This is a genomic window from Streptomyces sp. SID4985, from assembly GCF_009863025.1.
GTDB lineage: Bacteria > Actinomycetota > Actinomycetes > Streptomycetales > Streptomycetaceae > Streptomyces.
This window is the reverse complement of the sequence record NZ_WWIR01000265.1, coordinates 1-10,675: the sequence shown is the minus strand read 5'-3', so window position 1 is coordinate 10,675 and position 10,675 is coordinate 1. Positions and strand designations below refer to the sequence as shown.

At 72.6% G+C, this 10,675-nt stretch carries 12 protein-coding genes and 1 tRNA gene; 7 read left to right on the top strand and 6 right to left on the bottom strand.

The features are described from left to right. The first annotated feature begins 229 nt into the window (after positions 1-229). The 5 genes from paaA to paaE are packed head-to-tail and all read left to right on the top strand — an operon-like array spanning position 230 to position 3,891. Entirely contained in the window at positions 230-1,249 is a 1,020-nt protein-coding gene (gene paaA, locus GTW40_RS11030; RefSeq protein ID WP_161179988.1) for a 1,2-phenylacetyl-CoA epoxidase subunit PaaA, read from the top strand. Beyond that, on the top strand, positions 1,246-1,533 hold the full coding sequence (paaB, locus tag GTW40_RS11025) for a 1,2-phenylacetyl-CoA epoxidase subunit PaaB (protein WP_161179987.1): 288 nt from the start codon (positions 1,246-1,248) through the stop codon (positions 1,531-1,533). The genes paaA and paaB overlap by 4 nt, the downstream gene beginning before the upstream one ends. Beyond that, the gene (gene paaC, locus GTW40_RS11020; protein ID WP_161179986.1) at positions 1,530-2,249 is read left to right on the top strand and encodes a 1,2-phenylacetyl-CoA epoxidase subunit PaaC; all 720 of its coding nucleotides are present in this window, start codon (positions 1,530-1,532) and stop codon (positions 2,247-2,249) included. The genes paaB and paaC overlap by 4 nt, the downstream gene beginning before the upstream one ends. Then, entirely contained in the window at positions 2,243-2,827 is a 585-nt protein-coding gene (paaD, locus tag GTW40_RS11015; protein WP_161179985.1) for a 1,2-phenylacetyl-CoA epoxidase subunit PaaD, read from the top strand. The genes paaC and paaD overlap by 7 nt, the downstream gene beginning before the upstream one ends. After that, on the top strand, positions 2,827-3,891 hold the full coding sequence (gene paaE / locus GTW40_RS11010; protein WP_161179984.1) for a 1,2-phenylacetyl-CoA epoxidase subunit PaaE: 1,065 nt from the start codon (positions 2,827-2,829) through the stop codon (positions 3,889-3,891). Before paaD ends, paaE begins: the two co-directional genes overlap by 1 nt. A 29-nt stretch (positions 3,892-3,920) precedes the next feature. Here paaE and GTW40_RS11005 read toward each other — a convergent pair whose 3' ends face one another. The 5 genes from GTW40_RS11005 to GTW40_RS10985 form a co-directional block, all read right to left on the bottom strand. Then, positions 3,921-4,250, bottom strand: a complete 330-nt coding sequence (locus GTW40_RS11005; RefSeq protein WP_161179990.1) for a rhodanese-like domain-containing protein — start codon at positions 4,248-4,250, stop codon at positions 3,921-3,923. Positions 4,251-4,324: 74 nt separating this feature from the next. Beyond that, complete coding sequence (locus GTW40_RS11000; RefSeq protein WP_161179983.1) at positions 4,325-5,137, bottom strand: hypothetical protein; 813 nt, start codon at positions 5,135-5,137, stop codon at positions 4,325-4,327. An 86-nt stretch (positions 5,138-5,223) separates the two neighbouring features. Beyond that, on the bottom strand, positions 5,224-5,688 hold the full coding sequence (locus GTW40_RS10995) for a hypothetical protein (RefSeq protein ID WP_161179982.1): 465 nt from the start codon (positions 5,686-5,688) through the stop codon (positions 5,224-5,226). Between the two features lie 37 nt (positions 5,689-5,725). After that, on the bottom strand, positions 5,726-7,162 hold the full coding sequence (locus GTW40_RS10990) for a DUF2252 domain-containing protein (RefSeq protein ID WP_343245657.1): 1,437 nt from the start codon (positions 7,160-7,162) through the stop codon (positions 5,726-5,728). Positions 7,163-7,386: 224 nt separating this feature from the next. Next, on the bottom strand, positions 7,387-8,775 hold the full coding sequence (locus GTW40_RS10985) for an MATE family efflux transporter (RefSeq protein ID WP_343245656.1): 1,389 nt from the start codon (positions 8,773-8,775) through the stop codon (positions 7,387-7,389). Positions 8,776-8,957: 182 nt separating this feature from the next. On the opposite strand from GTW40_RS10985, the gene GTW40_RS10980 reads away from it, so the two are divergent. Then, entirely contained in the window at positions 8,958-9,491 is a 534-nt protein-coding gene (locus GTW40_RS10980) for a PadR family transcriptional regulator (RefSeq protein WP_161179980.1), read from the top strand. Positions 9,492-9,641: 150 nt separating this feature from the next. Here the strand turns inward: GTW40_RS10980 and GTW40_RS10975 are convergent. After that, positions 9,642-9,728: transfer RNA gene (locus GTW40_RS10975), tRNA-Leu, on the bottom strand. A 520-nt stretch (positions 9,729-10,248) separates the two neighbouring features. Between GTW40_RS10975 and GTW40_RS10970 the strand changes: the two genes are divergently transcribed. Further along, positions 10,249-10,675, top strand: a 427-nt coding sequence (locus GTW40_RS10970) for a DUF3662 domain-containing protein (RefSeq protein ID WP_161179979.1), incomplete at its 3' end; no start/stop codon positions are given.

The following is a 10,675-nucleotide window of genomic DNA, read 5'->3' as shown; positions in this document are numbered from 1 at the left end:
CGACGCCTTCCCCCACCGCCCCCACCTCGCCTTCCCCAGATCACGAGGTCCCCGCCCGCACCCCGCCCGACCCGTTGTCCACAGACACCCCCGCAGGTTTTCCACAGCGGTTGACACCCGACGACGGCCCGGCCCACCATTGATGCGCACGGACCGAACGATCGGTCGGGACACGTCCCGGCGGAGTCCGAGGTCACTTCCAGGCAGAGCCCGAGGTCAGGGGGACCGCATGGCCACAGCAGCCGAGCACCGCACGGCCGGCCCACCGGCGGACGGCGCACCCGGCACCGCCGACGACACGGCGGACCGGCAGCGCGCCTTCGACGAGGCCGTGGCGGCGGACGAGCGCATCGAGCCGCGCGACTGGATGCCGGACGCGTACCGCGCCACGCTGGTCCGCCAGATCGCCCAGCACGCGCACTCCGAGATCATCGGCATGCAGCCGGAGGCCAACTGGATCACCCGCGCGCCCAGCCTGCGCCGCAAGGCGATCCTCATGGCCAAGGTGCAGGACGAGGCGGGCCACGGCCTCTATCTGTACAGCGCGGCCGAGACCCTCGGCACCAGCCGGGACGAACTGCTCGACAAGCTGCACACCGGCCGCCAGAAGTACTCCTCGATCTTCAACTACCCGACGCTGACCTGGGCCGACGTGGGCGCGATCGGCTGGCTGGTGGACGGCGCCGCGATCACCAACCAGGTCCCCCTGTGCCGCTGCTCCTACGGCCCGTACGCCCGCGCGATGATCCGCGTCTGCAAGGAGGAGTCCTTCCACCAGCGCCAGGGGTACGAACTGCTCCTCGCCCTGAGCAAGGGCACCGCCGGGCAGCACGCCATGGCCCAGGACGCCGTGGACCGCTGGTGGTGGCCCTCGCTGATGATGTTCGGCCCGCCCGACGCCGACTCACCGCACTCGGCGCAGTCCATGGCCTGGAAGATCAAGCGCCACTCGAACGACGAGCTGCGCCAGCGCTTCGTGGACATCTGCGTCCCCCAGGCCGAGTCCCTCGGCCTCACCCTCCCCGACCCGGACCTGCGGTGGAACGAGGAGCGGGGGCACTACGACTTCGGAGTGATCGACTGGACCGAGTTCCAGCAGGTCCTCAAGGGCAACGGCCCGTGCAACGAACAGCGGATCACCCAGCGCAGGCACGCCCACGACGAGGGCGCCTGGGTGCGGGAGGCGGCCGCCGCCTACGCGGCCAAGCACACCGGGACCCCCGGTGGGACAGGAGCGACGCAGGCATGACGAACACCGAATGGCCCCTGTGGGAGGTCTTCGTGCGCTCCCGCCGCGGTCTCTCCCACACCCACGCGGGCAGCCTGCACGCGCCGGACGCGGAGCTGGCCCTGCGCAACGCCCGCGATCTGTACACCCGGCGCGGCGAGGGCGTCTCGATCTGGGTCGTGCCGGCGACCGCGATCACCGCGTCCTCCCCGGACGAGAAGGACCCGTTCTTCGAGCCGTCCGCCGACAAGCCCTACCGCCACCCGACGTTCTACGAGATCCCCGAGGGGGTGCGGCACCTGTGACCGTCACCGTGCCCGTGACCGCCGCGCTCGCCCTCGGCGACGACGCCCTGGTGCTCTCCCACCGCCTCGGCGAGTGGGCGGGACACGCCCCCGTGCTGGAGGAGGAGGTCGCGCTCGCCAACATCGCCCTGGACCTCCTCGGCCAGGCCCGCGTCCTGCTCTCCATGGCTGGCGACGAGGACGAGTTGGCCTACCTCCGCGAGGAACGCGCCTTCCGCAACCTCCAGTTGGTGGAACAGCCCAACGGCGACTTCGCCGACACCATCGCCCGCCAGCTCTACTTCTCCACCTACCAGCACCTGCTGTACGCCGAACTCGCCGCCGGGGACGGCCCGTTCGCCCCGCTGGCCGCCAAGGCGGTCAAGGAGACCGACTACCACCGCGACCACGCCGAGCTGTGGACCCTGCGCCTCGGCGACGGCACGGAGGTCAGCCGGGAGCGGATGCGGCAGGCCGTCGAGGCACTGTGGCGGTTCACCGGGGAGATGTTCCAGCCGGTCGAGGGCGTGGACGTCGACTGGGCCGACCTGGACCGGCGCTGGCTGGAATCGGTGACGGACGTGCTCGGCCGCGCCACCCTGTCCGTCCCGGAGAGCCCGCGCACCGGCGCCTGGTCGGCGGGCGCGGGCCGCCAGGGCCTGCACACCGAGCCGTTCGGGCGGATGCTCGCGGAGATGCAGCATCTGCACCGCAGCCACCCGGGGGCGACATGGTGACGGCCACCGCCCTGGAGGCGGAGCTGCTAGAGCTGGCGGGCTCGGTGCCCGACCCCGAGCTGCCGGTGCTCACGCTGCACGAGCTGGGCGTGGTGCGCGCGGTGCGCGTCGGCGACTCCGGCTCGGTCGAGGTCGACCTGACCCCCACCTACACCGGCTGCCCGGCCGTCGAGGCGATGAGCGCCGACATCGAGCGGCTGCTGCACGAACACGGTGTCCACGAGGTCAGGGTCCGCACGGTCCTCAGTCCCGCCTGGTCGACCGACGACATCACCGCCGAGGGCCGCCGCAAGCTCGAGAGCTCCGGCATAGCTCCCCCGCGCCCGCACCGCGCCACCGGCCCGGTCGCGCTCTCCCTGAGCCCCACCCACACGGGTGCCCCCACTCGCACGGGGGCCGCCAACCGCACCGGCGGCCACGGCACGGACGCGGCCGCCGGTGCCGCCGACCCCGTGCGCTGCCCGCACTGCCACTCCACGGAGACGGAGCTGCTGAGCAGGTTCTCCTCCACCGCCTGCAAGGCGCTGCGCCGGTGCCTGTCCTGCCGTGAACCCTTCGACCACTTCAAGGAGTTGTGATGGCGCGCTTCCACCCGCTCCCGGTGGCCGAGGTCGAGCGGCTCACCGACGACTCGGTCTCCCTGACCTTCGCCGTGCCGCCCGAGCTGCGCGAGGAGTACCGGCACACGGCGGGGCAGCACCTCACGCTGCGCCGCCGCGCCGACGGTGTGGACGTCCGCCGCACCTACTCGATCTGCTCCCCGGCCCCCGACCCGGCCGGCGAGGGCCCGGGCACGCTGCGGGTGGGGGTGCGCCTGGTCGACGGCGGCGCGTTCTCGACGTACGCGCTGAAGGAGATCGGCGTCGGTGACGTGCTGGAGGTCATGACCCCGGCCGGCCGCTTCACGCTGGAACCGGCGCCGGGCCTGTTCGCGGCGGTGGTGGGCGGCAGCGGCATCACCCCGGTGCTGTCCATCGCCGCCACGCTGCTGGCGCGCGAGCCGTCGGCCCGCTTCTGTCTGATACGCAGCGACCGCACGGCCGCCTCGACGATGTTCCTGGAGGAGGTCGCGGACCTGAAGGACCGCTACCCGGAGCGGTTCCAGCTGGTCACCGTGCTCTCCCGGGAGGAGCAGCAGGCGGGTCTGCCGTCCGGCCGCCTCGACCGGACCCGGCTCGCGGAGCTGCTTCCCGCGCTACTGCCGGTGGACCGGGTGGCGGGCTGGTTCCTGTGCGGCCCGTACGGCCTGGTGGAGGGCGCCGAGCGCGCCCTGCGCGGGCTGGGCGTGGACCGCTCCCGCATCCACCAGGAGATCTTCCACGTGGACGAGGGACCTGCCCCGGCGGCGGTCGTACCGGCGCCCGCGCACAGCACCGTCACCGCCCGCCTGGACGGCCGGGCCGGGACCTGGCCGGTCGCGGAGGGGGAGTCCCTGTTGGACACGGTCCTGCGCAACCGCTCGGACGCGCCGTACGCCTGCAAGGGCGGCGTCTGCGGCACCTGCCGGGCGCTGCTGGTGACCGGCGAGGTCCGCATGGACCGCAACTTCGCCCTGGAACCGGAGGAGACCGAGGCGGGCTATGTGCTGGCCTGCCAGTCCCACCCGCTGACGGAGCAGGTGGAACTGGACTTCGACCGGTAGGGAAAGGGCCGCCGCAGCGGCGAGAGGCCCTAGATGACGAACCCGTCCTTGCCGTCGTCGGTCACCACGGGGCGGCCGGTGGCCTGCCAGACCTGCATGCCGCCGTCGACGTTCACGGCGTCGATGCCCTGCTGGACCAGGTACATGGTGACCTGGGCCGAGCGGCCGCCGGAGCGGCAGACGACGTGGACGCGGCCGTCCTGCGGGGCCGCCCCGGTCAGCTCGCCGTAGCGGGCCACGAAGTCGCTCATCGGGATGTGCAGGGCGCCCTCGGCGTGGCCCGCACGCCACTCGTCGTCCTCACGGACGTCCAGCAGGAAGTCGCCGTCCTTGAGGTCCGTGACCGCGACGGTGGGCACACCAGCTCCGAAATTCATGTCCCCGACGCTACCCGAAGCGTGCTCCGGCGCACTCCCGCGCCGGAGCTCGGCTCCTACTCCTGGGTCAGCAGGGCCGCGAGGTCGTTCTCGCGGTGCTGGACGTCGCTCTTGAGGCGCTCGGCGATCTCCTCCAGGAGGCTGTCCGGGTCGTCCGGGGCCAGTCGCAGCATGCCGGCGATCGCGCCGTCCTCCAGTTCACGGGCGACCAGGGTGAGCAGCTCCTTGCGCTGGCTCAGCCACTCCAGGCGGGCGTACAGCTCCTCGGCGGGGCTGGGCTCGCGCTCGGGCAGCGCCGGGCCCGCGGCCCATTCGTCGGCCAGTTCCTGGAGCAGCTTCTCGTCGCCGCGAGCGTAGGCGGCGTTGACGCGGGTGATGAACTCCTCGCGCCGTTTGCGCTCGTTCTCCTCCTGCGCGAGGTCCGGGTGGACCTTGCGGGCCAGCTCGCGGTAGAGCTTGCGGGCCTCCTCGCTGGGGCGCACCCGCTCGGGCGGCCGGACCGCCTGGTCGGTGAGCATCGCGGCCGCCTCGGGGAACAGGCCGTGGCCGTCCATCCAGCCGTGCAGCAGCTCCTCGACACCCGGTATCTGCTGGAGGGCGGCGCGGGCCTCCTCGGCGCGGCGGATGTCCTCGGGGTCCTGCGTCTGGGCGGCACGCGCCTCGGCGATGCGGGCGTCCAGCTCCTCGATGCGGGCATAGAGGGGACCGAGCCGCTGCTCGTGCAGCCGGGCGAAGTTCTCGACCTCGACGCGGAAGGTCTCCACCGCGATCTCGTACTCGATCAACGCCTGTTCGGCGGCGAGCACGGCCTTTTCCAGCCGTTCCTCGGGCCGCGGTGCCTTGGACTGCTCAGCTTCCGGGGTCGTCACCCGACCAGCCTAGGCCACGGCCGGTCCGGCACACCCCCGATGCCCGCACTCGGCAGCCCGGCCCGGCCTCCCGCGCGCACCCGCTCTCAGCCCTCCGGGCACGCCGCGGGCACCCACTCGGCCTCCAGGTCCTGGCAGGCCACCACCAGAGTGCCGGGGCGGCAGGCCAGTTCATGGGTGCAGCCGCCGGGGCGCGGCAGGATCTCGTCGAGGATCACATCGCCGAGGGAGGCCGGGTCGCAGACGCCGAGGACGTCCGACTGGAAGCGGGAGACGCCCTTGTAGCGGACGACCAGGTCCTCGTCGTGGCGGAAGCAGTTGTGCCGGAAGCGGATCTCCAGGTCCCCGTCGCCGGTGCGGCGCACCCGCGCGGGCAGGAGGTCGCGCACACAGCGTCTGTCCCCCGGGTCGTAGTGCGCGGGGTCGGTCGCGAACGCGCGGGCGCCCGGCGGCAGTCCGGCCGCGATGCCCGGCAGCCTGGCCAGATAGGGCCGCGGGTCGGCGGACACCGGCTCCTCGCCCGCGCCACCGCTCAGTTCGACGTACTTCACGTCATCACCCCGGCCCCCGGCTGCCCGGCATCGGCGATCACACTCCCGCTTCGGCCGCGATCCGCCCGGACCGCACCGCGGCCAGCAGCCGCGCGTGGTCGGCCTCGGTGAGGTCGGCGTAGGCGACGGAGAAGGCGGCGACGGCCTCGTCCAGCTCCTCGTTCTTTCCGCAGTACCCCGCGATCACGCGCGGGTCCGCGCTGTGCGAGTGGGCGCGGGCCAGCAGGGCGCCGGTCATGCGGCCGTAGTCGTCGAGCTGGTCCGCGGCGAGCGCGGCCGGGTCGACGCTGCCCTTGCGGTTGCGGAACTGCCGTACCTGGAAGGGGCGTCCGTCCACCGTCGTCCAGCCCAGCAGACTGTCGCTGACGACCTGCATCCGCTTCTGGCCGAGCACCACGCGCCGCCCCTCGTGCTCCACCGCCGCCACCGGGAATCCGGCCCCGGGCAGATGCGGGAGCAGCGCGGAGGGGCGGGCCTCCTTGACCTGGAGGACGAGCGGTTCGCCGCGATGGTCGAGGAGCAGGACGACATAGGAACGGGTGCCCACGCTGCCCGTGCCGACCACGCGGAAGGCGACGTCGTGCACGGCGTGCCGGGCCAGCAGCGGCAGCCGGTCCTCGGAGAGCGTCGTCAGATAGGACTCCAGCGAGCCGGCCACGGCGGCCGCCTCGGCGTCCGGGACGCGGCGCAGCACCGGGGGCGCGTCCACGAAGCGGCGGCCGCCCTCCGGCGTCCGCTCGGTCGACTTGGCGGCGAACCGGCCGCTGGTGTTGGCCCGCGCCTTCTCCGCGACCCGCTCCAGGGTGCCGAGCAGGTCGTGGGCGTCGGTGTGGGAGACCAGCTCCTCGTCCGCGATGGCGTTCCAGGCGTCCAGCGCGGGCAGCCGGGCCAGCAGGCGCATGGTGCGCCGGTAGGCGCCCACGGTGTCCCGCGCGGCGGCGCGGCAGGTGTCCTCGTCGGCACCGGCCTCGCGCCCGGCCAGCACCAGGGAGGTGGCGAGCCGCTTCAGGTCCCACTCCCAGGGGCCGTGCACCGTCTCGTCGAAGTCGTTGAGGTCGATGACCAGGCCGCCCCTGGCGTCGCCGTACAGACCGAAGTTGGCCGCGTGGGCGTCGCCGCAGATCTGTGCGCCGACCCCGGTCACGGGGGTGCGCGCCAGGTCGTAGGCCATGAGCCCGGCCGAGCCGCGTAGGAAGGCGAACGGCGTCGCGGCCATCCGGCCCACCCGGATCGGCGTCAGCCCGGGAATCCGCCCGGCATTGGACTCGGCCACCGCGTCGACGGTGTCCGGACGCGCCGCGTCCACCTCCAGCGTGCGGTGGGCCTCACGCGGCACCCGCTCCCGCAACGCCTTGCCCTCGTCCTTGGCCGAACCGCGCGGCGGCCACTGGGCGAACCCGCTTGTCCGGGGCAGCCGGGCCACGGTCTCCTCGCCGCCCGGCCCGGACACCGCGTCCGCACCCGCTCCGGTCACCGCGACCGCCTCCCGCACACCGCTTCAGCGCGCCCCGCACGAGCGCTTCGAACATCAACTCGTGCAGACCGTACATGCGGCGACGTGATCGCGTCAGACCCTGTGGACAACTCGTCGGTTGTGGACACGGACCTGCCTCGACCGGAACGAACCCGCCGACCCGCCAACGGACTTCGCGTCCCGCCACCCGGCCGGACCACGCCGTCGCCCCCGTCGGCCCCGCGTCACTCCGTTCCGTCCCGCCCCACCCACCTCCGGAACATCACCGCCGTCATCCCCCACTGCGCCCCGGTGCCGAGGCTCATCGACAGCCACACACCCCGCACCCCCAGTCCGCCCACCGAACCCAGCCAGTGGGCCAGCGGCAGCTGCACACAAGCGCCGACCGCCGTCACCCACAGCGGCCCGCGAGCGCGCCCGCCGCCCATGAACACCCCGCCCGGCCCGACGACCCCGGCGAGCGCCACCAGGTACGGCAACAGGAACCAGAGCAGGACAGAACCCGAGTCGACGACCCCGGAAGCGCTCGTGAACCACCCCATGACCACCCGCCCGCAGAGCGCGAGCACCAGCCCCGCACCCGCCCCCACCAGTACGGCGAGCAGCCCGCTCTGCACCCCGATCACACGGTCGTCCCGCCGCCCCGCACCCCGCGCCCGGGCCGTGAGGATGCCGCCCGCCTGGCGCAGGGCGTAGAACGCCATGGTGACGAGGAGGATCACCTTGGTGCCGATGGCATAGGCGGCGAGCGGCTCCTCGCCGAACCGCGCGACCATGCCCAGCAGAGCCGCGCCGATGCCCATGCGCAGCACGAAGTCCCCGGACGCGGGCAGCCCGACGCCCAGGATGCGCCGCAGAGTCACGATCCAGCCCGACCCCGGCCGTGACCCCGCGACCGCCCCGGCCCCCAGCACCGCGTCCCGCCTGCGCCACAGCAGCACCAGGCTCACACCGAGCGCCACCGACCGCCCCAGCACCGTCCCGAGAGCGGCCCCCCGCACCCCCAGCGCGGGCAGCGCCCCCACCCCGTAAATGAGCGCCGGGTCCAGGACGAGGACGCACCCGTTGGCGACGAGCGCGGCCCGCATCGGCGTCCTCGTGTCCCCGAGCCCCTTGAAGATCCCGTCCACGACGTTCTGCGCGAAGAAGACGGCCAGCCCCGGAAGCGAAACGGCGAGGAACTCGGCCACCAGCTGCCGCACTTCACCCGAGCCACCGCCCACCAGCAGCCCCGCCACCTCACGCCGGAAGACGAAGCCGCCCCCGGCCACCACGCATGTGATGACGAGCCACAGCACACCAACCGCCTTGATCACGGGTGGAATTTCGGCCATTCTTCGAGCCCCGAGCGTGTCCGAGAGCACCATGGTCACGCCGGTACCGGCCATGAGGACGACCCCGAGCAGCAGGTTCTCCAGCGTTCCGGCGGCGGCCACCGCACCGACAGCCCCTCGGCCCAGGCGCGCCACCCAGAAGGTGTCCACGACCCCGACGACCACACCGGACAGCAACTCGCAGTAGACCGGCAGCCCCAGCCCGAGCAGCGCCCGCCGGGCGGCCGCCGGACCGAGCCCGTCCGCCCCGCCGGGCCCGTCCGCCCCGCCAGACCCCACCGCCGTACCGCCGCCGCGTACGACAGCCGGTCCCGATCCCCCGCATCGCACCAGAAATCCCCCAACCCAGCCAGGCGGAGGCCCAGTTGACCCCCGACCGCCCCGGAGGCTACCTCGATTAGTGACACTCGAATAGAGGTAGCCCACACTGAAGGCGCCCGAACAACCCGCGAAGGAACCCCGTGCTGACCCTCTCGATCCTCGGCTTTCTGGCGGAACGCCCGCTGCACGCCTACGAGTTGCGCCGCCGTATCTCCGATCTGATCGGCCACAACCGCCCGGTCAGCGACGGCGCGCTCTACCCGGCCGTCAACCGCCTCCGCCAGGCCGGGCACATCGAACGCCGGGCCGAGCCGGGAGAGAGCGCGCCCACCCGTCAGGTGCTGCGGATCACGCCCTCCGGCCGGGTCGAGCTGCTGCGCAGGCTGACCGAGCCGAAGGAGACCGACATCACGGACGGCGGCGCCTTCTTCACCCTGCTTGCCTTCCTCGGCCAGGTCTCCGACCCCGCCCACCGGGCCGTCGTCCTGCGCCGTCGGCTCGCCTTCCTGACCGCCCCCGCGGGCTTCTTCACCCATTCCGGCCGGCCGGTACGGATCAAGGACGAACAGGACCCCTACCGCAGAGGGATGCTGATCATGGCCCGCGCGGCCCAGCAGGCGGAACGGGCATGGCTGGAGGAAACACTCCACGAACTGGAGGGGAAGCCCTCCTGAGAACGGACCGAGGAAGAGGCTCGCCGTCCTGAGACGTTACTCACAGAGGCGGGGTCCGGCGGCAGCCGTCGGCGGCGAGCCGAGGCGGCGTCACCAACGGGGCCGGACACGACAATGGGCGGCATCGTTTTCACGATGCCGCCCATTGGATGGTGCGCGAGGGGGGAGTTGAACCCCCACGCCCTTTCGGGCACTGGAACCTGAATCCAGCGCGTCTGCCTATTCCGCCACCCGCGCATTGGGTGTGTCTTCCGTTTCCGGCCCTTTCGGGCTGGCCCCTTCCGACATCGAGAACATTAGCACGCCGTCCGGGGTGGATTCACATCCCTTTCCTCGGCCCCCTCCACCACCCCTCACCAGCACACCTGTCCCTCCCGGGGGCACAGGAGTTCCCCGCCGCACCGCCCGTCACGAGCGGACGCCCCACCACCCGCACGCCCTTCACCGTCCCCACGCCCCACCCGGCCCGGCCCGGCCTCCGAGTGCGAGGACACCCTGTTCGGGTATCAACCTCGTAGTTCAGGTATCAACCTCGTACCGGTCCGGCCCGTCTTATCCACAGGGGGACCAGGCTCGTCGCCGGGTGCGGGACACTGGAGCTGAGCCGCCTCTACGATCCTTGCCTCAAGGAGTTCGAAGGGGGCGGCTGGGGGAACCGGCTGATTGCCGGACGCGTAGATACGATCAGTAAGCGGTACGGGCCACGCGGCCGTACCGAGCACGGCAAGCAGTACGGCAGCGACGGAGGAGGTGCCCCGTGGGAGTCCTGAAGAAGTTCGAGCAGCGTCTCGAAGGTCTGGTCAACGGCACCTTCGCCAAGGTGTTCAAGTCCGAGGTCCAGCCGGTGGAGATCGCCGGCGCGCTCCAGCGCGAGTGCGACAACAACGCCACGATCTGGAACCGCGACCGCACGGTCGTGCCCAACGACTTCATCGTGGAACTGAGCACGCCCGACTACGAGCGGCTCAGCCCCTACTCCGGGCAGCTCGGCGACGAGCTGGCCGGCATGGTGCGCGACTACGCCAAGCAGCAGCGCTACACCTTCATGGGGCCGATCAAGGTAAACCTGGAGAAGGCCGAAGACCTCGACACCGGCCTGTACCGGGTGCGCAGCCGCACCCTCGCCTCCTCCAGCGACCAGCAGGCCCCCGCGGGCCCGCGGCCCGGCGGCCCGGCCCCGGCCG